Source organism: Rhodobacteraceae bacterium D3-12 (assembly GCA_025916135.1).
GTDB lineage: Bacteria > Pseudomonadota > Alphaproteobacteria > Rhodobacterales > Rhodobacteraceae > JAKGBX01.
Genome location: CP104793.1, coordinates 3,251,756 through 3,275,792, shown reverse-complemented (window position 1 = coordinate 3,275,792; position 24,037 = coordinate 3,251,756). Strand labels below are relative to the sequence as shown.

The following is a 24,037-nucleotide window of genomic DNA, read 5'->3' as shown; positions in this document are numbered from 1 at the left end:
CCGGGATATTTCCAGTCAGATGAAGGGGCGGCGCGGAGTGAGTGCCAACCCTTTGCAAGGAGAAGAGAATGTATGAATTTGAATTTGAACGCCCCGGAACGGTGGCTGATGCGGTGGCGGCCTTGGGCGCGGAGGACGCACAGGCGTTGGGGGGTGGGCAGACGCTTATCCCGACGTTGAAACAGCGTTTGGCCAGCCCGTCGACGCTCGTTAGTTTGGGCGGTATTCCCGAGATGAAGGGGATTTCGCTGAACGGGCGCACGTTGGTGATTGGCGGGGCGACCACCCATGCCGAGGTGGCCGCAGATGGCAGTATTCCGGCGTTGTCGGCGCTGGCGGGAAATATCGGTGATCCGGCCGTGCGCAACCGTGGGACGATTGGCGGGAGCCTTGCCAACAATGACCCGGCGGCCTGTTATCCGGCGGCGGCATTGGCGATGAATGCCACGATTGTGACCAACGCGCGCGAGATCGCGGCGGATGATTACTTTGACGGTATGTTTGGCACCGCGTTGAACGAGGGTGAGATCATCACCGCCGTGAAGGTGGAGCAGCCAGAGGCCGCGAGCTATCAGAAGTTTGAGCAGCCGGCGTCGCGTTTCGCGTTGGTTGGGGTCTGTGTGGCCAAAACCGCGGACGGTGTGCGCGTGGCGGTGACCGGAGCGGGCGACGATGGCGTGTTCCGTTGGGCCGAAGCGGAGGCGGCGCTGTCGGCCAATTTCGCGGCCTCGGCGCTGGACGGGATGACGCCGTCGGCAGATGGCATGATGAGCGACCTGCACGGCTCGGCGGAGTATCGCGCCCATCTGGTTGGCGTCATGGCGCGGCGGTCGGTGGACGCCTGTTGATCTGAGCCTCAGACGATATTGCAGATGGCCCCTGACATGCTCTGTGTCAGGGGCCATTTTCGTTTTGGGGGTATCGCAGAAGAAGGCGTGACAAATGGGCGTGATGGACAGGTTGTCGGGGGTTTCATCATCGCGGCTGGCGCGGGGGTGGTTTTCGCGGCTTGAGGTGGGCCGCGGTGTGCTGCGTAGCAGATGAGGGGCCGGATAAAGGGGGCGAACAACGCTTTGTTTGGCGCGGTTTGTTGTTCAGGGGATGGATGCGGGTCGAAATAAACTTGACCGACCGGTCGGTTGACTGGTATTTCATAAGCTGACCGATGTATTGCTTTTGGCTATAGTTGTGTTGATCGGGGGAGGCGGTTGTGATCTGTGCGGTTCTACGGAGGGTTCGGTAAACCTGCGTGTTTTGCAACTTTTCGAGTTTGAGCGGATCATTAGGCTGTTCTTTAGCTTGGCCAAGGGCGGTGTGACGCAGGAGGGGCGCAACGGTTGGACCATTGGCAGGTAAACGGTTTGACGGTTGCAAGTGTATCCAGTTGTTTGGCGTGACGATTCGTCAAAAACAATACGGATAAAGGGGAGGAGCCCTATGCGGGCCATGAAGACACAAACAAGAGCGAGGGCGCGCGCGTGATGCAGTTCCACGGGTATTTCCGCTCGTCGTCGGCCTATCGCTGCCGGATCGCATTCAACCTCAAAGGGGTGGACTATGATTTTGTGCCTGTTCACCTCAAATCCGGCGCCCAAAAGGCCGCAGAGTATGAGGCGCTAAACCCGCAAAAGCTTGTCCCGACATTGGTGACAGAGGGCGGCGTGCAGTTGATCCAGTCGCTGGCGATTATGGAGTGGCTGAACGAGACCTATCCAGAGCCGCCGCTGTTGTCGGATGATCCATTGCTGAGGGCGCAAGAGCGCGGGTTTGCGCAAGTCATCGCCTGCGAGATTCACCCGCTTCAGAACCTGCGCGTGCTGCAATACCTTACCGGTGAGTTGGGCGTGGATGAGGGGGCAAAATCCGCATGGCTCAACCGGTGGCTGAAAGACGGGCTGAAGGCCTGTGAAGGGCTTTTGCAGCAACGCGACAAGGCCACAGCGTTCTGTTATGGTGACGCGCCGGGGCTGGCCGATATTTGTCTGGTGCCGCAAGTTTTTTCGGCAGAGCGGTTCAATGTCGACATCAGCGACCTGCCGCATGTGAGTGAGATTTACCAACGCTGCGCCGCTTTGGAGGAGTTCGAACGGGCGCATCCGAAAAACCAGCCGGATTTCGAGGCCTAGGCGCCAAGCTGCTCCGGCCCCGGAGGGCCGGTCGGTTTGAGGCCGGGCCGAAAGACAAGAAACGCGACGAACAACCGAGTGATAATTGACAATAGGGAGATGTCAAAAATGACCACGAAACGTACATTCCTTCGCCTTGCGGCCGGGTCTGCTCTGGGGCTTGCGCTGAGCGCGGGCGCGGCGCTGGCGCAGGACGTGACCCTGAAGATGCACCAGTTCTTGCCGGCGCAGGCCAATGTGCCCAAGCTGGTGCTTGAGCCTTGGGCCAAGAAGGTCGAGGAAGCCTCGGGTGGCAAGATCAGCATCCAACACTTCCCGTCGATGCAGCTGGGTGGCAAGCCGCCCGAGCTTGCCGATCAGGCGAAAGACGGCGTGGCCGATATCGTCTGGACCGTTCTGGGGTATACGCCGGGACGTTTCCCGCAGGCTGAAGTCTTTGAACTGCCGTTTATGATGTCGGACGCCGAAGCCACAAGCCGCGCGTTTTGGCAATATGCCGAAGCCAACATGCTGGACACCGATTTCAAAGACTACAAGATCATCGCGGTCCACGTGCATGGTCCGGGTCTGATCCACTCGAAAGAGCCGATCACATCGACCAAGGATCTGAACGGTGTGAAGCTTCGCGCGCCAACCCGCGTGATCACCAAGATGTTTGGCGCGATGGGCGCAACGCCGGTTGGTATGCCGGTTCCCGCCGTGCCCGAGGCGCTGTCCAAGGGTGTGATCGACGCGACCGTTATCCCGTGGGAAGTAACCGGGGCGTTGAAAGTGCCGGAGCTGGTCAAGAACCACACCGAATTCGGCGATGCGTCGCTTTATACGACGGCGTTCATGTTCGCCATGAACAAGCAGAAATACGAAAGCCTTCCCGATGACCTGAAAGCGGCGATTGATGCCAATTCGGGCGCGGACACCTCGGCATGGTTTGGCAAGCTGATGGAGGGTGCCGATGCGCCGTCGCGCAAGGCGGCCGTGGACGCGGGCAACAACATCATCACGCTGACGCCGGAGCAGGTAAAGGAGTGGCGTGACGCCGCCGCCGGGGTTGAAGCCGACTGGGCCGCCGAGATGGATGGTCGCGGGTTTGACGGCAAGGCGCTGGTTGAACAAGCCAAAGAGCTGATCAAGAAAAACGGCATGTAAGTGCCACAGAGCAGGCCGCGCAGGGATGCGCGGCCTGTCTTTTATCGAAATGCACCGTGTGAGCCTTGAAAGCTGAGTGGTGCAAGCGGAGGAACGGGTGTGCAGCTACATCGATTGATGCTGTTTTTGGCACGGTTCATGGCGATCTTGGGCGGCATTGTTCTGTCGGCGTTGGTGGTCCTGACTTGTGTTTCGGTGTTGGGACGGGGGATCAACACGATCCTGCATTCCGATTTCATCGAAGGCGTGATGCCGGGGATTGCCGAAACGCTTTTGGCGACCGGGGTTGGCCCGGTTCTTGGGGATTTCGAGCTGGTCGAGGCGGGAATTGCCTTTTCCATCTTTGCGTTCCTGCCGCTGTGTCAGATCACCGCTGGCCATGCTTCGGTTGATATTTTCACTGCGCGGCTTCCGGCGCGGGTGAACCGGTTTATCCAGATGGTTGTCGAGATTGTTTTTGCCATCGTTCTGGTGGTGATTGCGTGGCGGCTCTATGAGGGGATGGTTTCGAAGCGGAGCTATCACGAGACGACCTTTTTGTTGCAGTTCCCGATCTGGTGGGCCTTTGCCTTGAGCCTGTCGGCAGCGACGTTGGCGGCGATTGTCGGGATTTACATGGCGTTTGTGCGGATCGTGGAGTTTGCCACCATGCGCACCATCGTGGCCGCGGCGGAGGTGGACCATTGACCAATTTTGAAATCGGGATCTATTCGTTCCCTGTTCTCCTCCTGTTGATTTTCCTGCGCGTGCCGATTGGCTTGTCGATGTTCCTTGTCGGGGCGTTCGGGCTGTATCTGGTCACTGGCGGGTGGAACATGGCGCTGTCGCGGCTGAAGTCCGAGACCTATTCGACGTTTTCCTCTTACTCCCTGTCGATTGTGCCGATGTTCCTGTTGATGGGGCATTTCGCGACGCTGGGCGGCATGTCGACCGCGTTGTTCAAGGCGGCGGAAAGCTGGCTCGGGCACAGGCGGGGCGGGGTGGCGATGGCCGCCGTGGGCGCCTGCGCCGGGTTCGGCTCGATCTGTGGATCGTCGCTGGCCACCGCTGCCACGATGAGTCAGGTCGCCTTGCCGGAGCTGCGGCGCTATGGCTATTCCGGAGGCTTTTCGACTGCGACGCTGGCGGCGGGCGGCACGTTGGGGATTTTGATCCCGCCGAGTGTGATCCTTGTGATCTATGCCATTCTGACCGAGCAGAACATTGCCAAGCTGTTTTTGGCGGCCTTTATTCCCGGCATTCTGGCGGCGGTGGGCTATATCATCACGATCTCGATCTATGTGCGCATCCATCCGGATGCGGCGGGCACGCGTGAGCCGATCCCCTATGCCGAGCGGTTCCGCGCGCTGGTCGATGTCTGGCCGGTGTTGCTGGTGTTCCTGCTGGTGGTGGGCGGCATCTATCGCGGTTGGTTCACGCCGACCGAAGGGGCCGCCGTTGGCGCCTTTGGCACCGGGTTGATCGCCTTTCTGAATGGCGGTCTGCGTGGCGGCACGCTGGTCGAGAGCTTCATGGCGACGGGGCGCTCGACCGCGATGATTTTCTTCATCGTGCTGGGGGCGGCGTTTTACAACGGCTTCCTTGCGCTGACGCAGGTGCCACAGGAGTTGGCTGAATTCGTGGCGGCGCTGGGCTATTCGCCCTGGGTGATCCTTGCGATTATCCTGACGCTCTATTTGTTGTTCGGCTGTGTGATGGACAGCCTGTCGATGATCCTTTTGACGATCCCGATCTTCTTTCCGATCATCAGCAATCTGGATTTCGGCATGTCGCTTGAAGAGACCGCGATCTGGTTCGGGATCATCGTTTTGATCGTTGTCGAGGTCGGTTTGATCACGCCGCCGGTGGGGATGAACCTGTTTGTCATCAACTCGATGGATCGCAGCACGCCGATGGTCGAGACGTACCGCGCGGTGATGTATTTCGTCGCCTCGGATGTGGTGCGGGTTGTCATCCTTGTGGCGTTCCCGTCGATCACCTTGTTCCTGTTGCGCGTGTTCAACTAGCGCAGCAGGGGCGATGGGGTGGAACCCCACCCTACGGCGCGGAAGCGCGGAATCGAGGGGCTGCGGCAACGCGGCCCCTTGCTTATATTCCATAAACAATATGTATAGTCCGGCAGCGAGTCGACAAACGAAAGGTCAGGCCATGAGTGATGTAACCGCAGCCAGCGTGGAACACGGGTTGAAGCACTATCCCGTGCCGCTTTTCGGGATGGTGATGGGGCTGGCGGGGCTGACGCTTGCCATGCATCAGGGCGAGTTGGCCTTTGGCATGGGCGGGCAGATTTCCGGCGCGCTTTACCTTTTTACCTTTGCGGTTTTTCTGGTGATTGCGGCGGGGTATCTGGCCAAGTTGGTCCTGCACCCCTCGGCGGTGGTGGCGGAATGGAAACACCCTGTGCGCTTGAGCTTTTTCCCGGCGATTGCGATTTCGATGTTGCTGTTGGCGACAGCCACGGTTGAGCGGAACGCGGGTCTTGCGCTGGCCTTGTGGGGCGCAGGCGCGGGGTTGCAATTTGTGCTGACCATCGCGGTGGTGTCGAATTGGATCGGAACGCGGAGTTTCCAGCACGGAATGTTGAATCCGGCGTGGTTTATTCCGGCGGTGGGCAATGTGATTGTGCCGATCGCAGGCGTGCCCTTGGGGTTTGTCGAGCTGAGCTGGTATTTTATGTCCGTCGGTTTGATCTTCTGGGTCGTGCTGTTGACTCTGGTGATCAACCGGTTGGTGTTTCATGACCCGTTGCCGGGGCGGTTGCAGCCGACGCTTGTGATCCTGATCGCGCCGCCTGCGGTGGCGTTTGTGGCGTGGCTGCGGCTGAACGGTGGAGAGATCGACGCGCTGGGGCGGATATTGATTAACGGCGCGTATCTGTTTGCCGCGATTGTGGTGGTGCAATTGCCACGGATTGCACGGCTTGAGTTTGCGTTGAGCTTTTGGGCGCTGAGCTTTCCTATTGCGGCTGTTGCCATTGCCAGCTTCCGCTTTGCCGCTGTTACCGGCTCAGAGTTTCACCGGCTGATGGGCGGCGTGCTGTTGCTGTTGGCCAGCGCGATCATCGCGGCGCTGCTCCTGCGCACGGTGAAGGCGGCACTGGACCGTCAGATTTGCATTCCGGAATAGCAGCGCAGCGGCGGGCGGCAAGTTTTTTGCGCGCCCCCTCTGGTGAAATGCGCGCGCTGCGGTCTAGGCTATGATCCAAGTGACGTAGCAATGCCGGGGGCATGATGGACAATTCCGCGACACCGCTTGTTTTTGACGGGCACAACGATGCTTTGCTCAAACTGTTGATGGCTGGCGGTCGCGCGGCGGTCAAAGGGTTTGGCGAAGGGCGAGACGGGCATATCGACCTGCCCAAGGCGCGGCGCGGTGGCTTTGGCGGCGGGTTCTTTGCCATCTTTGTACGCTCTCCCGATGAGGGGGCGGCCTATATGGCCGAGATGGAAAAGCCCGCCTATGACCTGCCCCTGCCGCCGCCGGTGGCACAAGCCGATGCGCTGCCGGTGGTGATCGAGATGGCGTCGCTTCTGCTTCAGCTTGAGCGCGAAGGGATGCTGCGGATTTGCCGCAGCGCCGCCGATATTCGCGCCGCCCTTGACGCCGGGATCATGGCCGCGGTGATGCATATCGAAGGGGCGGAGGCGATTGACCCGGAGTTCCACGCGCTGGACGTGCTTTATGCAGCCGGGCTGCGCTCTCTCGGGCCGGTGTGGAGCCGCCCGACGATCTATGGCGAGGGGGCGCCGTTTCGGTTTCCGTCAAGCCCGGATGTAGGCGGAGGGTTGAGCGCGCACGGCAAACGGCTGATCAAACGCTGCAATGAAAAGCGGATCATGATCGACCTGAGCCATCTTAACGAGGCCGGGTTTTGGGATGTAGCCGGGTTAAGCGATGCGCCGCTGGTGGCGACCCATTCCAATGCCCATGCGATATGCCCGCATGCGCGCAACCTGACGGACAAGCAGCTGGACGCGATTGCCGAAAGCGACGGGATGGTCGGGTTGAATTTCGCCGCCGCTTTCCTGCGCGCGGACGGGCGGATGAAGAGCGACAGTCCGATGGCAACGATGCTGCGCCATATCGACCATCTGATTGGGCGGCTTGGCGAAGATCGGGTTGGTCTCGGCTCGGATTTCGATGGGGCGCTGGTGCCGGACGCCATTGGCAGCGCTGCCGGTCTGGGCGCACTGCGCGACGCGATGCGCGCACATGGCTATGGTGAGGCGCTGGTTGCCAAGCTGGCACATGGCAACTGGCTTCGCGTGCTGGAAAAGACCTGGGGCGCATAGGCGGTTCGGCTGCTGATCAGTCCGTTTTTGACCAAGCTAGCGGCAAAGACGGGTGAGCGGCCCCTAAGGGTGCCGTGGCGGCTAAATCCCGCTCCCCGGCACACGCCCCACCCACCCGCCCGCGTGTACTGGGGGGCTTGGTGGTGCTTTCCTAACTGGTGTGCGTGCCGCTTTAGGAGGGAACGAGGGGCCAGCCCCTCGCGCTCCCCGGGATATTTTTGGTCAGATGAAAATTTCGGAATGCCTAAGGCTTCATCTGACCTTAAATATCCCCGCCGGAGGCAAACGCCGTAAGGCGTTTTGGGGGCCGAGCGAAGCGAGGCCCCCCTCTGGCGACGCCGAAGGCGGCGCAACCATTCCTGCAGTGACACGGGTATAACGGAACGAATCTGAATGTCACTGAGCGAAACGAGCAGGGGAATAGGGTGACAGATCAACGTTTGTCGTTTTCCCAGAGATCATCTGCGCCAGCATCTGCCCGGTTTTCGGGCCGCCGGTGAGGCCGACGTGGTGGTGGCCAAAGCCAAGCCATGCGCCTTTAATGCCGGGCACTTCGCCGATGGCGGGAATACTGTCAGAAGGTGCGGGGCGGTGGCCCATCCATTGGGTTTCTTCTTTCCAGGTGAGGTCCGGAAGCACTTCGGCGAGGTGGCGTTTCAGCAGGGCGAGCGGCGCGCGTGACGGGGCGGCGTCCAGCCCTCCGAATTCGACGATGCCCGCGAGGCGCAGGCGCCCGTCCATTGGGGTCATCACGAATTTGCCCGAGGCGACCATGGCGGGCGCGCGAGGCATGACCGAGGGGTCCCAGAGTTCGACGTGATAGCCGCGTTCCGTTTCGAGCGGGATTGTAAGGCCTAGTTTCTGGCCCAATGCTTTTGACCAAGCACCGGTGGCGACAACCGCGTCGTCGCAGGCAATGATTTCGCCCCCCGCACGCACACCGGTGAGGCGCCCGTTTTCGTGCACGAAATCCGTAACCGTGGCGCGGATCATTTGCGCCCCTTGTGCCACGGCGTGAGCGGCGAGGGCTTTGACATAGCGCCCCGGATCGGCGATGCGACCGTGATCGCCCAGCCTGACCCCGAAACCCGCCGCCGTGGAATAGGCCGCATCATAGGCATGCAGCGCCTCGCGGCCAAGCTCATCCCAGCTAAAGCCCAGATCCCGGCGGATGTTCCAGCCGTAGGCGTCGGCCTCAAATGCGACGCGGTCGCGGTAGAGGAACAGGTAATCGCAGGGCACGATCCATTTCTCGGCCCCTGTGCCCGCCGCCAGAGCGAGGTGGTCATTCAGGCTATCGCCGATCACGGCGTTAAGCGCGGTCGAAATCCGGCGCACATCAGCGTCGTTGTTGTGTGACAGGTATTTCAGCAGCCATGGCGCCAGACGCGGCAGGTAACCCCATTTCAGGAACAGCGGTTGATTGGCGCTGAGCAGCATTTTCGGCGCTTTGCGCATCAGCCCCGGCACCGTTACCGGCACCACCGCGCAGGAGGCCAGCAGCCCGGCATTGCCAAAGCTGGTGCCTTCGCCCGCCTGTTCTTCACGCTCAATCAGGATGACCTTATGGCCTTCGCGTTGCAGCCAGATCGCGGTTGAGACCCCGACGATGCCCGCCCCGATGATGGCGATTGTCTTGCTTTGATCTGTCATGGTGGCCTTGGACTGTGTTGCGAGTTGGTGGTTGCGGTGTGGCGGTGGTGACGGCGTTAAGAGCGGGCGTAGACATCCTCGTAACGGGTGATGTCATCCTCGCCCAGATAGGAGCCGGTCTGGACCTCGATCAGCACCATTGGCACCTTGCCGGGGTTTTCCATCCGGTGCACCGCGCCGAGCGGGATATAGACCGACTGGTTCTCGCTGATCAACTGTTCGGTTTCGTCAATCGTGACCTTGGCCGTGCCTTCGACGACGATCCAGTGTTCGGCGCGATGGACGTGGCTTTGCAGAGAGAGCGCCGCGCCGGGGTGGACCACGATACGCTTGACCTGAAACCGGTCACCGACGACGAGGCTTTCGAACCAGCCCCAAGGCCGGAAATCTCGCGGGTGTTGTGTGGCCTGTTTGGCGCCACGCTTTTTCATCGCGGCGACCGCCTCTTTCACGCGCTGGGCCTGATCGCGTTTGGCGACCAGCACCGCGTCGCTCATCGCGACGGCGATCACATCGTCGAGGCCGATGCCGACCAGTTCGAGATCGTCGTTTTCCGAGCGCAGCAGGCTGTCGGTGCAGTCAATCGCCATGGCCGTACCGGAGCAGACGTTGCCATTCGCATCGGGGCCGCTTTCCTGCAAAATCGCGTTCCAGCCCCCAAGGTCGGACCAGCCGCCGGGGTAGGGCATGACGGCGATATGCTCGGCCTTTTCCATCACTGCGTAGTCGATGGAAATATCGGGCGCATCCGCCCAAGGGCCGGGCGCGAGCCGGGTAAAGGAGAGGTCGGGTTCGGCGCTTGCCACCGCGAGGGCCACGGGGGCGTAGACATCCGGCGCGTGGGTTTTGAACGCCGCAATGATGGCGCGCACCGACATCAGGAAGATCCCCGCGTTCCAGAGGTGCTGCCCGCCATCAAGCATGGTTTGCGCCGTCGCGGCATCGGGCTTTTCAACGAACGCTTTGAGCGGTTGTGGCGTGGTTGCCGTGCTGTCGCTTTCGGGGGCGAGTTCAAGATAGCCATAGCCGGTTTCCGGCGCGGTGGGATGAATGCCGAAGGTCACAAGCGTGCCGTCGCGAGCCGTGTCACAGGCGGCTTGCACGGCGGTGCGAAAGGCGTCGGGTTCGGCGATGACGTGATCGGAGGGCGCGACCAGCATCAGCGCCTCTGGGTTTTGCGCCGAGAGCAGCAGCGCCGCGGCCAGAACGGCGGGTGCGGTGTTGCGCCCTTCGGGTTCGATCACAATCGCGCCGGGGGCCATTTCGATCGCGGCGAGTTGTTCGGTCACGATAAAGCGGAAGGCATCGCCCGTCACCACTGTGGGCGCGGCAAAGCCGGGACCGTTGCACCGTTGGGCAGAGGCCTGAAACAGTGAGGTTTCCGAGAAAATCTGTGCAAATTGCTTGGGGTAGCTTTGACGGGACAGGGGCCAGAGCCGCGTGCCCGAACCGCCACAAAGAATAACCGGGTAAACCAGAGAGGGATCGGACATTAAAACGGTCTTTCCTATTAAAATACAGCGTTGATTGTCGCCTGTGTCGCGCCCTGATGGCAACCCTGAGAGGGTAGATTTTTGGGTCAAACACGCAGCAATATGCGACAATCGTGGATATCCTCGGCTATTGGCACCGTCGCGGGAAAAAGTTAACCTCTGGCGAGCATTGCACCCCTTATTGCGCGAGGCGTTGAAATGAAAATTGCCTATACCATGGCCAACCGACGCGGTGGCACGGACCTGTTGTTGCAGGAGGCTGCGGCGATTGCGCAGCGCGCGGGGCTTGGGACCTGTGGCATCGTGCAGATCAATTCGGAGTGCGACTCTGGCGGGCCTTGTGACATGGATGTGCAGGTGTTGCCTGATGGGCCTGTGATCCGTATTTCGCAATCCCTTGGGCGAGAGGCGCGGGGCTGTCGTTTGGATAGTCAGGCGCTTGAAGATGCGGCGGGGCTGGTTGCGGCGGCTTTGGAGCGGGGGGCCGATGTGATGATCATCAACAAGTTCGGCAAGAGCGAGGCTGAGGGCCACGGGCTGCGCGCGGTGATTGCCGCGGCGATCGGGCGCGATGTGCCGGTGCTTGTCGGGCTGAATGCCGCCAATGAGGCCGCGTTTGATGATTTTGCCGGCGGCATGGCGCATAAGCTGCCGCCAGAGGGCGGCGCGGTGACCGAATGGTTGTTGGCGGTGGCCGGGCAGGGCGCAGCGGCCTGAAGCGGGCTTGGGCGGCGGGTATTTTCCAAAAAACGATAGGCGGATTTGTTTGAGGGGGCTTGCGCGGGGCGCGACGCTCGGTCAAGGCTTGGGCCGTGGGTGAGGTGCCTTTTGGTTTGCCCAGTAGGTTTTTCGGTGTGCTTTTCGGTGGGTTTTCTCGGCGGGGCGTGGTGCCCAAGAAGAGTGGCGAAACCCGCGCCGGAGAGCCAGTCGTGACGGAGCGTATCGCAAGAGGGTCTTGGATGAATTTGCTTGAAGAAACATGCGCCCATCTGGCGCGATTGATCGCCTTTCCGACGGTGTCATCGGACAGCAATCTGGAAATGATCGCGCATCTGGCCGGGGTTCTTGAACTCTGCGGTGCGCGGGTGGAGGTCCAGCACGACGAGAGCGGCACCAAGGCGAACCTTTTGGCGACGATTGGCCCCGAAGGGGATGGCGGCATTATGCTGTCCGGCCATTCCGACGTGGTGCCCGTAGACGAGCAGACATGGCAGAGCGATCCGTTCGAGATGGTTGAGCATGACGGCAAGCTGTTCGGTCGTGGCACCTGCGACATGAAGGGGTTCATCGCGGCCTGCCTTGCCATTGCGCCGCGCTTTGCCGAGGTGAAGCCGACCCGCCCGATCCATTTCGCCTTTACCCATGATGAGGAGGTCGGCTGTATCGGGGCGGGCCATTTGGTGCAGATGTTGCAGGACAAGGGGCTGCGCCCGGCGATGGCCATTATCGGCGAGCCGACCGAGATGCGCATCATCGAGGGGCACAAGGGGTGCAACGAATATACCACGCATTTTCACGGGCTTGCCGGGCATGGATCGGCCCCGGAAATGGGTGTGAGCGCGGTGGAATATGCGGTGCGCTATGTCGGGCGCATTTTGGAGTTGAAGGACCAGTTGCGCGCGCGTGCGCCGGAGGGCAGCCGGTTTGAGCCGCCATGGACGACGATCAATGTGGGCGGGCTGCATGGCGGTGTGGCGCATAACGTGATCGCCGAGAACGCCTGGGTCGAGTGGGACATGCGCCCGGTGCAGCGTGGCGACGCGGAGTTCGTCAAAGCCGATCTCAGAGCCTATTGCGACGAGGTGTTGTTGCCCGCGATGCAAAAGGTCCACCCCGATGCGCGGATCGAGACCGAGGTGATCGGCGAGGTCGAAGGATTGACCCCGATGGAAGAGAACGAAGCGCGTCGCGTCGTGGCCGAGTTGACCGGGGCGAACACCGCAGGATTGGTGCCGTTCGGCACCGAGGCGGGGATTTTCCAGACGTTCGGCATGGATGTGGTGGTCTGCGGTCCCGGTTCGATTGAGCAGGCGCATAAACCCGATGAATTCATCGCGATTGAACAGCTGGGTGCCTGTCTTGAGATGTTGGAAAAGCTGGTGGCGCGCGTCGCCGCGTGAGGCGGTGCGGACCACATGCGCGCGGCTAGACCGCGGCGGGTTGCCCGGTGGCGTGGCGGCGCAGGCTGTCGGCAATCACCGCGGGCAGGTCGGGGAATTCAACGAGCGGCGGCAGGACCGGGCCGGAAAAGCCGGCGCTCTCTAGCGCCTCGGGCACATCCATGAGCATATGCCCGGCCCGGAGTGCAAAGAACGGCAGGCAGATCGCCTGTCCCAACCCGGCGGCCTGATCGCGCAGAAACGGTTCTTGTTCGATAAAGCCGGTGCGGGTGGTTCGAAAGCCCAAGACATGGCTGAGCACCTGCTCGGTCACCCATGCGCTTTCGGAACTTGCAGGTGCGGTGCGGCTGCCGTGGGCCGCAAGAAGGAGCGCGGTGTCCTTGGCCTTCCATCCGTTGTCACGCAGGGCGGTTTCCAAGGCGCGGGCCGCCATTTGCGGCAAGGCCGGGTCGGCGCCGGTGGGTGGAATGATGCGCCCGGCGCGCCCGTTGATCCGCTTGACCAGATGGGTTTCGGTGAACCATCCGCGGGCCATGAAGAAGGGATAGACCAGCGGGCGTTCAGAACGATCGAGCAGCGCCTCGAACGCCTCTCGCGCGGCAAGGGTGCCGCCTTCAACCCGCCAACCCGGCAGCAGGCGGGCGACGTTTTCGGCAAGCGCCTGCATGGTGCGTTCTTGGGGGCCGGATCCGAGGGGCTGCCATGGGCGACAAGGATCGCAACGGGGGGCGTGCCGTTGACGGTGGTGTCGGTGGGCGATGTCGCGTCTGGCTTGCTCATATTCGCGTGCTCATGCTGGCGGTTCATGCGTGTGTGCTTAGGGCTTTGCCCGATCTTAGGATGCTGGGTCTTGCAATCCTATAGACGAAGTCGTGATGGTGCCAGTGGGGTGCAATACTGCCCCGCGCCGGGGGCGCGCGCGGCCTAGGGTTTGGGCGTTTTGGCAATGCGCCGCTGCATCAGGTGTTCAAACAGGCGCGGCGATGCGCGGTTGATCAGCCATGCCAGCCACGCGATGCGCCCGACCGGGATCATGTTGCGGCTTTTGTCGACCCCCTTGAGGATGGTTTCGGCGGCGTCGGCGGGGCTCATATAGTCGATGCCATCGGTGGCCGAGCCGGGACGGGCGGTGCCGTCGGTATGATTTGAGCCGCCGATATTGGTCGCGACAAAACTGGGCGCGGCGACAAGGCAGCGCACGCCGTGGGGCTTTTCCTCGGAGCGCAGCGATTTGAAGAACCCGTCGAGCGCGTGTTTGCTGGCGGCGTAGGCGGTGCGCCGGTAAAGCGCGCTGAACCCTGCGACAGACGAGATCGCAAGATGCGTGCCACGGGCGCGGCGCAGGTCATCGCGTAGGGCCTGAGCCATGTTAACGGCGGCGAAATAGTTGATCTCGAACACCTTGCGGTGGATGGGGTCGGAGAGATCGGCGAAATCGCCGATCCACGTGATCCCGGCATTATAGATCACCATGTCGATGCTGTCGTGGTCGTGGCGGAGCCGGTCACAGAGCGCTGTGAGGGCGCCTGTGTCCGTGAGGTCGCAGGCGTGGGTGGTGCGGTTGGCCAGCGGCTCGACCCCATCCAGCGCCGGGCCGGGCAGGTCGATCAGCACCGTGGCCCAGCCGCGCGCGCGCAAGCCCGCATCGAGCGCAAGGCCAAGGCCGCCCGCGCCGCCGGTGATGATGGCTGTCTTGACGCTCATAATCCGGCGGCCTTTTTCCAGAGCGAGAAGACCTCGGCGCTGCTGAGTTCGGGGTTGTAGCCGAATTGCGATTTCAGCGCGCTGTTGTCGAGCACCGGACGGTATTGCAGGAAGCGCACTTGCTCTGGGCCATAGGGCGACAGGCGCAGCGGGTGGGTGATGGCAAGCGCCAGTTTGACCAGCCACGGGGGCAGGCGCAGCAGCGGTTTGTGCAGCGCCTGTGCCAATTGGGTCATGGCGAGCGCACCGTCACCGGCGACGTTATAGATCCCCGGCGGACCATCGGCGATGGCCCGTTTCAGGATACGGGCGAGATCACGCGTCCAGATGAACACGAAGGGGCTATCGCTGCCCCGCAGGGCAAGCAGGCGGGGGCGGTGAAACAGCGCCGTGATCTGGTTTTCAAGTCCAACGCCCAGCACCGTGCCGACACGCAGCACCACCTGTTCCAGTTCGGGCGCGTCGCGGCGGGCGGCGGCGAGCAGGTCTTCGACCTGACGCTTGTGATCGGAATAGGGGAATTCGGCGTTGCCGCGCAGCGGATCGGCTTCGGTCAGCGGCACGGGGTTGTCGGCGTGATAGCCATAGGCCGCGCCCGAGGAGGTCACGATCAGCCGTTTCACCCCATGCGCCCGGCAGGCCGCGATCACATTGCGCGAGCCTGTGACATCGACCGAATAGGCGAAGTCCCGGGTTGAGGGGGTGACAATCGAGGCGAGGTGGATCACCACGTCGGGGCGCGTCTCGGCAATAACGCGATCGGGATCATCGCCGCGCACGTCGAGCCGCTCGAACCTTGCATTGGCGGGGAGCGTTGCGGGGGCGGTGACATCGGTGGCGATCACCGAAAACCCGGTGTCGGCGAGTTCTTCCAGCAGGGCCGAGCCGACCGCGCCGGAAGCGCCTGTGACCAGCACCTTCATGCGCGCGCCGCCTCGGTCCGGGCCATGACGCTGGCCAGAGCGATGCCAGAGACCGCGTGCCAGATGCCCCAGATCCCGGCCACCACAGCCATGCCGCCAAGCCCGTTGAAGAAGGCAAAGATCAGCACAAGGCCGAGGCCGGAATTTTGAATGCCGGTTTCGATGGTGATCGAGCGGCGATCATAGGGCGAGACCCGCGCCAGCGTGGCGATGGTATAGCCGGTGCCAAGCGCCAGCGCATTGTGCAGCAAGACCAAAGCGCCGACATAGGGTGCGAAGCCTAAAAAGAGCTTCCAGTTCGCCGCCAGAGCCAAGAGGATGAAGGCGAAGAAGATCAACATCGAGAGGTTCTGCATCGGGCGGCGCAGGCGGTTGGCCAGCGCCGGGCGGCGGCTGTTGAGGAGCATGCCAAGGGCGAGTGGCAGGATCAGCATCAGCGAGACGGTGATGGCGATCTGCACGGGGTCGACCTCAACCGTGTTCAGAATCTCGCGCGAGGGGCCATAGAGCCGCCCCCAGAACGCGATGTTGAGCGGGGTAAGCAGGATCGCTGCGACCGTGGCCAGCGCCGTCATCGACACCGAAAGCGCCGCGTTGCCGCCAGCGCGATGGGTGATGAAGTTCGAGATATTGCCACCCGGGCAAGACGCCACAAGGATCAGCCCGAGCGCGATAGAGGCCTGTGGCTGGACAAGCAGGACAAGCAGGGTTGTGACCGCCGGCAGGGCAATGAATTGCGAGGTCATCCCGGCGAGGATCGGGCGCGGGGCGCGCATGAGCCGGGCAAAATCACGCGGGCCGAGGTCAAGCGCGATAGAGAACATCACGATGGCGAGGATCGCGTTCACCGCAATCAGGCCGGTGCTGTTGAAATTGATCACCACATTGTCGAGCTCGTTCATGATGCCCCCCCTGACAAGGCCTTGATCCACCCGTTGACCGATTTGCGATAGGTGGCCTTGTCAACGTAGTAGGCCATGCGCGGCAGGTCGAGATACTGCATACCTCCGGTGGCGCGATCATAGCCGCGCCCCTTTTCGGCGCGCAGGTTCAGCGCCTCGGCTGTCCCGTTGGCGATGCCTTTTATGTAATGCGCGACCATCTCGGCCTGTTCATGGCGGCCCTGCCAACCGAGGCCGGAGGCTTCGACCATGCCCAGCACGAAGAGGTCGTCACGCTCGGGGTGGAGGGCGTTGAGATAGAGATGCGGCGCGGCGCCTTGCCAGTTGAGCAGGTCCTTGTCGATGAAGGGGTAGTGCAACAGATAGCCCGTGGCGGTGAGGATCATGTCGTATTCACCCGTGGTGCCATCGGTGAAATGCACGGTTTTCCCGTCGATCCGGTCAATGTCTGGCCGCACAGAGAGGTCGCCGTGCCCGGCGTGAAACAGGATCAGCGAATTGACGATCGGGTGGCTTTCGTAGAGCGCGTAATCCGGCTTGGGGAAGCCGTATTTCTGGGGATCGCCGACGAACCATTTCAAGATCGCGCCATCAACCCGTCGTTTGAGCCACATGGGCAGTTTGATCGCGCCGCCCATCGTGTCGGCGGGTTTGCCAAAGACGTATTTCGGCACAAAATAATAGCCGCGCCGCATTGAAATATCGCAGCTTTTGCCGTGATGGATCGCATCCACCGCGATGTCACAGCCGGAGTTGCCCGCCCCGACGATCAACACGCGTTTGTCCGCGAACTGTCGCGGGGAGCGGTATTGGGCGGAGTGGATCATCTCGCCCGTGAAGTCGCCCTTGAAGCTGGGGATGTTGGGCTCGGACAGGGTGCCATTGGCGATCAGCACGCCCGCGTAAGTGGCGCTATGCTCGCGCCCGTCGCCGTCGCGCCATGTCACGGTCCAGCCGTCACCGGAGCCCCCGAGGGGCGTGCAGGACAGCACTTCGGCATTGAAGTGGTAGTGGTCATAGAGGCCGTAATGGGCGGCGAAATCACGGAAATAGCGGCGCATTTCGTGGTGCGAGGGGTATTCGGCCACCTCGTCGCGCATCGGAAAATCGGTGAATTCCGTCATCGTTTTGGATGAGATCAGATGCGCCGTGTCATACATGGCCGAGCGCGGCGCGTCGATGTCCCAGAGGCCGCCGACATCTGAGTTGAGCTCAAACCCCTGAAACGGGATGCCCTGTTCCTTGAGCACCTTGGCCATGGCGAGGCCCATCGGCCCCGCGCCGATCAGCGCGAATGTGGTGTCGTCGGGCGCAGGTTGCGCTGCGCTCTCTCGTGCCGTCATGGCGTTGTCCCCTCCCAGAGTGCGCCAGAGTGACGCAGTTTTAAATTGAACGACTGTTAAAAATAGTGCAAGATAAATTTATGGTGCCAGAAATTATGCATAAAAAACAACGACAACGCGCGCCGAGCCAACGCTCTTTGGCGACGCGGGCGCGGATTTTGATGCTGCTGAGCAGTTGTTTTCCGAGCGTGGCTTTGACGGGGCGTCGATCCGCGACATCGCGCGGGTGGCCGGGGTACAGGGCGCATTGGTGAGCCATCACGGCGGCAGCAAGGAGGCGTTGTTCGAGGCGGTGGTGGCGCGGCGGGCGGAGGTGTTGGCCAAGGCGCGGCAGGATGCGCTGGCGGCGGCCAAGGCGCAGGGGCGGGTCGAGTTGCGTGATATTCTGGCGGCCTTTGTTGAGCCGTTGAGCGACAGGGTGGCTCGTGAAGGCGCGGCGTGGCTGGCCTATGGCCGGTTGATCGCGCATGTATCGGCCGATCCGCGTTGGCGCGGGATTGCCGAGCGGTATTTTGACCCCACGGCGCAGATTTTCCTAGACGCGCTGGCCGAGGCTTTGCCCGACGCGTCGCGGGCGGAGTTGAGCACGCGGCTGGTGTTTATGGTGTCGTCGATGCTGTCGATCTTTACCTCGGCTTGGCGGATGGAGGGGCTTGCGCCGGGGCTGGGGGCCGTTGATCCGGTTGCGGCGCTATTGGCGTTTTCCGAAGCAGGGTTTCGCGCGCATTCAGGACACGCGCGATAGGGGTCAGCCCAAAGCCACTTCGATCGCGGTGGCGAGCTTGTCGACCAGTTCGCCGATCTGGTCTTGGGTGATGATGAAGGGCGGAGCGAGCAGAACGTGATCGCCGCTTTTGCCATCGACGGTGCCGCCCATCGGATAACAGATCAGCCCGGCCTCAAACGCCGCGCGTTTGATCGTGGCCGCGAGTTGGCGGTTGGGATCAAACGGGGTTTTGCTATCCCGGTCCGAAACCAGCTCAAGCCCTTGAAACAAGCCGCGCCCGCGGATGTCGCCGACATTGGGATGATCGGCGAAACGCTCGGTCAGGGCGCTGTGCAAGGCATTGCCGGCGGGGGTGACGCGGCCAAGCACTTTGTAGTCGATGAGCCGCTCGAGCACCGCCAAGGCACCGGCGCAGGCGGTGGGGTGGCCCACATAGGTATGCCCGTGCTGGAAAAAGCCCGAGCCGTTGGCGATGGTGTCATAGATCGCAGCGGTGCAGAGCATCGCGCCGATCGGCTGATAGCCCGCGCCCAGCCCCTTGGCCACGGCACAGATGTCGGGGGCGATGCCGTCTTGCTCGCAGGCAAACAGCGTGCCGGTGCGGCCCATGCCGCACATGACCTCATCAAGGATGAGCAGGATACCGTGCCGGTCACAAAGCTCGCGCGCCCGTTTGAAATAGCCCGCAACCGGCGGCACCGCGCCCAAGGTTGCGCCGACAACGGGTTCCGCGACAAAGCCCATCACCGTTTCGGGGCCAAGGCGGGTGATCTCGGTCTCGATCTCGTCGATGAGGCGGTCGAGGTATTGAGCTTCGCTTTCGTCCGGGCCTTGGCCGCGATAGGCATAGCAGGGCGCGACATGGGCAACGTCGATCAGCAATGGCGAGAAGGGCGCACGGCGCCAAGCATTGCCGCCGGTGGCCAGAGCGCCGAGCGTGTTGCCGTGATAGCTCTGACGGCGGGCGATGATGTGCTGACGTTCGGGCGCGCCCTTTTCGATGAAATATTGCCGCGCAAGTTTGAGGGCCGCTTCCATCGCCTCGGATCCGCCGGAGACGAAATAAACGCGGTCAAGGCTGCCGGGCGCGAGCGAGATCAGCTTGTCGGCGAGGGATTCGGCCGGGGCGGAGGTGAAGAATCCGGTATGGGCGAAGGCGATTTTGTCGAGTTGGTCCTTGATCGCCTGAGTCACATGCGCGTCGCCATGGCCAAGACAGGAGACCGCCGCGCCGCCCGACCCGTCGAGATAGGATTTTCCCGACCGGTCAAAAAGATAAACACCGTTTCCCCCTGCAATAACAAGGGGTTGCGATTTCGAGTGCCGGGGAAATACGTGATTCATTTGATTTCAGGCCTTGATTGTCACAGTGGAAAGACCGTTAACTTGCAACCATGAGAAGATACGTCCCCATAGAAGGGCTGTGTCTTTCTGATTTAGTTGAGAATGATCTATCAGGGAGAAAGATCAATGAAAAACCTCGCATTCGGCCTTGTCGCCGCATTCGGAATTTCCGCAGGAGCGGCCTCGGCGCAGGAGTTTATCTCTATTGGCACCGGCGGCGTGACCGGCGTGTATTACCCCACAGGCGGCGCGATCTGCCGTCTGGTGAACAAGTCGCGCAAAGAGCATGGCATCCGCTGTGCGGTCGAATCGACCGGCGGCTCGGTCTACAACATCAACACGATCAAGGCCAAAGAGCTTGAGTTCGGCGTGGCGCAATCCGATTGGCAGCACCATGCCTATAACGGCACCTCGAAGTTTGAAGGCGATGCAGCCTTTCCCGGCATTCGCGCCGTGTTTTCGGTACATGCCGAGCCGTTCACCCTTTTGGTGCGCGGTGACAGCGGAATCACCAAGTTTGAAGAGCTGAAAGGCAAGCGTGTCAACGTCGGCAACCCCGGTTCCGGTCAACGCGCGACGATGGAAGTCGTGATGAACGCCTTTGGCATCACCATGGACGATCTTGGCCTTGCGACCGAATACAAAGGGTCGGAAATGGCCAAGCAGATCTGTGACGGCAACATTGACGCGATGATCTATACCATCGGTCACCCGGCTGCCGCGATCAAGGAAGCGACCACCACATGTGACGTGAAACTGATCAGCGTGACCGGTGAAGCGATTGACAAGCTGGTGGCGGACAACCCGTACTATCGCGTCGCGACCATTCCGGGCGGCATGTATGCGGGCAACGATCAGGACACCACCACCTTTGGTGTTGGCGCGACCTTTGTCAGCTCGGTCGATGTGTCGGATGAGGTCGTCTATGTGGTGGCCAAAGCCGTGATGGAAAACATCGAAGATTTCCGTCAGCTGCACCCTGCGTTTGCCAATCTTGACCCGAACCAGATGGTGTCGGCGGGTTTGAGCGCGCCGCTGCATCCGGGTGCCGAGAAGGCCTATAAAGAACTGGGTCTGATCAAGTGATCGCGCCCTGTCGGGCCTGTGCTACAAGCGCCTGACGTCTAAAAGACCGGCGCTGCGCCCCACGAACGGGCGCAGCACCACACGGGAAAAATCCGTGATCAGGGGGACAATATGACAGACCAAACGCAGCAGCCCGAGCGCAGCGCAGACGACATGGTGGCCGAGGCCGATACCGGCGCGCGCAACCCGAGCAACTGGCAAGGCGGATTGATAATCTGGACTTGCATCATCTGGTCACTGTTCCAGCTTTATATCGCGTCAAAGGTGCCGGGTATTCTGGCCCAGTCGACCGGCGTTTCGATGTTTGCCAATATCGTTGCCCAGTCGCGCTATGTTCACCTTGCCTTTGCGATCATGCTGGCGACGCTGGCGTTTCCCTTGTTCAAGACCTCTCCGAGAGATCGCATTCCGGCTTATGACTGGGTGCTGTTGATCCTTGGGGTCAGCTCTTGTCTTTACCTTGTTGTATTCCGCTTTGAGATCGCGGACCGCCCCGGCCTTTGGAACACGACGGATGTGACCATGTCGGCGATCGGGATGCTGGTTCTGCTGGTCGCGGTTTACCGCTCGCTTGGATTGCCGCTGGTGATCATTGCGAGCTGTTTCGTGCTGTTTGCCTTTTTCGGTGGCTATTCGGAATGGGCGCGCAACATTACCAATTATGGCGGTGCATCGCTTTCCAAGGCGCTGGGCCATTACTGGATGCAGACCGAAGGCGTGTTTGGTGTCGCGCTTGGCGTGTCGACGACGATGATCTTCCTGTTCGTTCTGTTCGGGGCGTTGCTTGACCGCGCGGGCGGGGGCAACTGGTTTATCAAGGTCGCTATTGCGTTGCTCGGAGCGTTGCGCGGCGGGCCGGCCAAAGCGTCGGTCCTGTCGTCGATGATGACCGGGATGATTTCCGGCTCGTCCATCGCCAACACGGTTACGACCGGCACGTTCACCATTCCGCTGATGAAGCGGATCGGCTTTCCGGCGGAAAAGGCGGGTGCCGTCGAGGTGGCGAGTTCCACCAACGGGCAATTGACGCCGCCGGTCATGGGGGCTGCGGCCTTCCTGATGGTTGAATATGTCAACATCCCTTATATCGACGTGGTGAAGCACGCCTTTCTTCCGGCGGTGATTTCCTACATCGCGTTGCTTTATATTGTTCACCTTGAGAGCCTGAAGATGGGGCTGGAAGGGTTGAAGAAAGAGGGCCGCAAGATCGGCGTTCTGATGATTATGATCCTGTTCCTGTCGGGGTTCATCTTCCTTGGCCTTTGCACCTTTGCGATGGTCGGGCTGCGGGCGCTGCTTGATCCGTTCATGAGCGAGAGCGTTTATGGCGCGGTTGCATTGGTGGCGGTGATCTATGTCGTGCTGGTCTGGGTGTCGGCGAAATACCCGGATATCGAGGTGGACGATCCGAACGCGCCGGTGCCTGCGGCGCCGCGCCTGACGCCGACGCTGATTGGCGGGGCCTATTTCTCGCTGCCGATCTTTATTCTGGTGTGGAACCTGATGGTGCGCACCGAGAGCCTTGAGCGTTTGTCGCCGGCGTTGTCGGCGTTCTGGGCCACTGTGTTCATGATCATCATCGCGCTGACGCATCGCCCGCTGAAGGCGTTTTTCCGCGGCGGCAACGTGGGCGGCGAAGGGTCGGCCGGGTGGCAGGATTTTGTAGCCGGTTTGATCCTTGGGGCGCGCAATATGATCGGGATCGGCGTGGCCACGGGTGCGGCGGGGATCATCGTTGGAACGATCTCGCTTACCGGGGCGCATCAGGTGATCGGGCAGGTGATCGAGATCCTGTCAGGCGGGAACCTGATTATCCTGTTGCTGCTGGTCGCGGTTTTGTCGCTGATCCTTGGGATGGGCCTGCCGACGACAGCGAATTACATCGTTGTATCGTCGTTGATGGCGCCGGTGATTGTATCGGTTGGCGCGCAATCGGGGCTGATCGTGCCGTTGATCGCGGTGCATATGTTCGTGTTCTATTTCGGCATTCTGGCGGATGATACGCCGCCTGTGGGCCTTGCCGCCTATGCGGCGGCGGCGATCTCGCGGGGGGATCCGATCAAGACCGGCGTGCAGGGCTTTGCCTATGACATCCGCACGGCGCTGCTGCCGTTCCTGTTCATCTTCAACACCGATCTGTTGTTGATCGACGTCGGCTTTGGCAAGGCGGTGCTGGTGTTCTTCATATCCCTTATCGCGATGCTGTTATTTGCCGCCGCAACGCAGGGCTATTTCATAGCCAAGTCGCGCAAGTGGGAAAGCGCGGTGCTGCTGTTTATCGCCTTCATGTTGTTCAGGCCCGATTTCTTCCTGGACCAGGTGAGCGATAAATACGCGATTGGCGAAGGTCCGGCGGCGATGGCGTTGATGGACAGCGCCAAGGAAGGTCAGGACATTCGCCTGACTGTGCAGGGACCGGATTTCGACAATGGCAAGGTGCGGCCTACCACTCTGTTGGTGCCGGCGGTGCCGGGGGATGCGCAGGCCGCATTGGCCGCGCAGCAGCTGACGCTTGTGGCCGAGGGGGACAAGCTGTTGATGGAGGAACCGTTCGGCGGGCCCCATGGCGGTTTGAGCACCGAGTATGACTTTTACGGTGACACTCCGGTGACGGTGGTCAAGGCCGAGGTCGAAAACGAGCGGATGCCCAAGGAGTGGTTCTTTATCCCGGCGCTTTTGTTGCTGATGGGTATGGTGATGATCCAACGGCCGCGTGCCACGCAACCTGCCTTCTGAGGAGATCAGAGATGTTCAAAACGCTATTGCTTGCAATCGATGTGGCCGATTCCCATGGTGCGACGCGTGCCTCTGAGGCGGCGGTCAACATGGCCCGAAGCGAAGGGGCGCTGTTGCATGTGGTCAATGTGGTGCCCGACAGCGGCATGTCGATAGTTGGCTCCATGTTGGGGCCGAACCATTCCGACAAGGTCAGCAAACAGGCCAAAACCGCGCTTGAGACTTGGGCCAAAGAGGCCATTCCGCGCGATGTTGATGCCAAGCTGCATGTCGCCCACGGGTCGATCTATGATCAGATCATCCGGGCGGGCGACAAATACGAGGTCGATGCGATCTTTATCGGCGCGGTACGGCCGGGGCTTCAGGATTACCTGATCGGGCCGAATGCCGCGCGTGTGGCGCGCCATGCCAAGCAGTCGGTGTTTGTAATCCGCTAGGCGCG

At 61.5% G+C, this 24,037-nt stretch carries 21 protein-coding genes; 13 read left to right on the top strand and 8 right to left on the bottom strand.

Annotated features, from left to right (window positions below; translation table 11 throughout):
- Positions 1 to 68: 68 nt before the first annotated feature.
- The 7 genes from N4R57_16225 (at position 69) to N4R57_16195 (ending at position 7,564) form a co-directional block, all read left to right on the top strand.
- A complete protein-coding gene (locus N4R57_16225; protein UYV36535.1) occupies positions 69 to 848 on the top strand; it encodes a xanthine dehydrogenase family protein subunit M in 780 nt (259 codons plus the stop codon).
- A 633-nt stretch (positions 849 to 1,481) separates the two neighbouring features.
- A complete protein-coding gene (gene maiA, locus N4R57_16220; GenBank protein ID UYV36534.1) occupies positions 1,482 to 2,126 on the top strand; it encodes a maleylacetoacetate isomerase in 645 nt (214 codons plus the stop codon).
- A gap of 108 nt (positions 2,127 to 2,234) precedes the next feature.
- Positions 2,235 to 3,272 carry a TRAP transporter substrate-binding protein gene (locus N4R57_16215; GenBank protein ID UYV36533.1) on the top strand — a complete coding sequence of 346 codons (1,038 nt, stop codon included), beginning with the start codon at positions 2,235 to 2,237 and terminating at the stop codon, positions 3,270 to 3,272.
- Between the two features lie 117 nt (positions 3,273 to 3,389).
- On the top strand, positions 3,390 to 3,959 hold the full coding sequence (locus N4R57_16210) for a TRAP transporter small permease (protein ID UYV39597.1): 570 nt from the start codon (positions 3,390 to 3,392) through the stop codon (positions 3,957 to 3,959).
- Positions 3,956 to 5,278, top strand: coding sequence for a TRAP transporter large permease (locus N4R57_16205; protein UYV36532.1), 1,323 nt, complete (start codon positions 3,956 to 3,958; stop codon positions 5,276 to 5,278). Before N4R57_16210 ends, N4R57_16205 begins: the two co-directional genes overlap by 4 nt.
- A 142-nt stretch (positions 5,279 to 5,420) precedes the next feature.
- The gene (locus N4R57_16200; GenBank protein ID UYV36531.1) at positions 5,421 to 6,398 is read left to right on the top strand and encodes an SLAC1 anion channel family protein; all 978 of its coding nucleotides are present in this window, start codon (positions 5,421 to 5,423) and stop codon (positions 6,396 to 6,398) included.
- 101 nt (positions 6,399 to 6,499) lie between these two features.
- Positions 6,500 to 7,564, top strand: coding sequence for a dipeptidase (locus N4R57_16195; GenBank protein ID UYV36530.1), 1,065 nt, complete (start codon positions 6,500 to 6,502; stop codon positions 7,562 to 7,564).
- 396 nt (positions 7,565 to 7,960) lie between these two features.
- Here the strand turns inward: N4R57_16195 and N4R57_16190 are convergent, their stop codons facing one another.
- Entirely contained in the window at positions 7,961 to 9,217 is a 1,257-nt protein-coding gene (locus N4R57_16190) for an FAD-dependent oxidoreductase (GenBank protein ID UYV36529.1), read from the bottom strand.
- 56 nt (positions 9,218 to 9,273) lie between these two features.
- Positions 9,274 to 10,710, bottom strand: coding sequence for a mannose-1-phosphate guanylyltransferase/mannose-6-phosphate isomerase (locus tag N4R57_16185; protein ID UYV36528.1), 1,437 nt, complete (start codon positions 10,708 to 10,710; stop codon positions 9,274 to 9,276).
- 198 nt (positions 10,711 to 10,908) lie between these two features.
- Here N4R57_16185 and N4R57_16180 point away from each other — a divergent pair, with 198 nt between their 5' ends.
- Positions 10,909 to 11,427 carry a DUF2478 domain-containing protein gene (locus tag N4R57_16180; protein UYV36527.1) on the top strand — a complete coding sequence of 173 codons (519 nt, stop codon included), beginning with the start codon at positions 10,909 to 10,911 and terminating at the stop codon, positions 11,425 to 11,427.
- 242 nt (positions 11,428 to 11,669) lie between these two features.
- Positions 11,670 to 12,830 carry an acetylornithine deacetylase gene (gene argE / locus N4R57_16175; protein ID UYV36526.1) on the top strand — a complete coding sequence of 387 codons (1,161 nt, stop codon included), beginning with the start codon at positions 11,670 to 11,672 and terminating at the stop codon, positions 12,828 to 12,830.
- 25 nt (positions 12,831 to 12,855) lie between these two features.
- On the opposite strand, the gene N4R57_16170 is transcribed toward argE, so the two are convergent.
- The 5 genes from N4R57_16170 to N4R57_16150 form a co-directional block, all read right to left on the bottom strand.
- Entirely contained in the window at positions 12,856 to 13,497 is a 642-nt protein-coding gene (locus tag N4R57_16170) for a cobalamin biosynthesis protein CbiX (protein ID UYV36525.1), read from the bottom strand.
- Between the two features lie 257 nt (positions 13,498 to 13,754).
- Entirely contained in the window at positions 13,755 to 14,534 is a 780-nt protein-coding gene (locus N4R57_16165; GenBank protein UYV36524.1) for an SDR family NAD(P)-dependent oxidoreductase, read from the bottom strand.
- On the bottom strand, positions 14,531 to 15,457 hold the full coding sequence (locus N4R57_16160; GenBank protein UYV36523.1) for an SDR family oxidoreductase: 927 nt from the start codon (positions 15,455 to 15,457) through the stop codon (positions 14,531 to 14,533). The genes N4R57_16165 and N4R57_16160 overlap by 4 nt, the downstream gene beginning before the upstream one ends.
- Positions 15,454 to 16,359, bottom strand: coding sequence for a bile acid:sodium symporter family protein (locus N4R57_16155; protein UYV36522.1), 906 nt, complete (start codon positions 16,357 to 16,359; stop codon positions 15,454 to 15,456). The genes N4R57_16160 and N4R57_16155 overlap by 4 nt, the downstream gene beginning before the upstream one ends.
- Entirely contained in the window at positions 16,356 to 17,702 is a 1,347-nt protein-coding gene (locus tag N4R57_16150) for an NAD(P)-binding domain-containing protein (GenBank protein ID UYV36521.1), read from the bottom strand. The genes N4R57_16155 and N4R57_16150 overlap by 4 nt, the downstream gene beginning before the upstream one ends.
- A 175-nt stretch (positions 17,703 to 17,877) precedes the next feature.
- On the opposite strand from N4R57_16150, the gene N4R57_16145 reads away from it, so the two are divergent.
- A complete protein-coding gene (locus tag N4R57_16145) occupies positions 17,878 to 18,447 on the top strand; it encodes a TetR family transcriptional regulator (GenBank protein ID UYV36520.1) in 570 nt (189 codons plus the stop codon).
- 3 nt (positions 18,448 to 18,450) lie between these two features.
- Here the strand turns inward: N4R57_16145 and N4R57_16140 are convergent, their stop codons facing one another.
- Entirely contained in the window at positions 18,451 to 19,773 is a 1,323-nt protein-coding gene (locus N4R57_16140) for an aspartate aminotransferase family protein (protein UYV36519.1), read from the bottom strand.
- A 126-nt stretch (positions 19,774 to 19,899) separates the two neighbouring features.
- Between N4R57_16140 and N4R57_16135 the strand changes: the two genes are divergently transcribed.
- The 3 genes from N4R57_16135 (at position 19,900) to N4R57_16125 (ending at position 24,032) form a co-directional block, all read left to right on the top strand.
- On the top strand, positions 19,900 to 20,859 hold the full coding sequence (locus N4R57_16135) for a TAXI family TRAP transporter solute-binding subunit (GenBank protein UYV36518.1): 960 nt from the start codon (positions 19,900 to 19,902) through the stop codon (positions 20,857 to 20,859).
- 111 nt (positions 20,860 to 20,970) lie between these two features.
- Positions 20,971 to 23,595, top strand: a complete 2,625-nt coding sequence (locus tag N4R57_16130) for a TRAP transporter permease (GenBank protein ID UYV36517.1) — start codon at positions 20,971 to 20,973, stop codon at positions 23,593 to 23,595.
- 11 nt (positions 23,596 to 23,606) lie between these two features.
- A complete protein-coding gene (locus N4R57_16125; protein ID UYV36516.1) occupies positions 23,607 to 24,032 on the top strand; it encodes a universal stress protein in 426 nt (141 codons plus the stop codon).
- Positions 24,033 to 24,037: the final 5 nt, after the last annotated feature.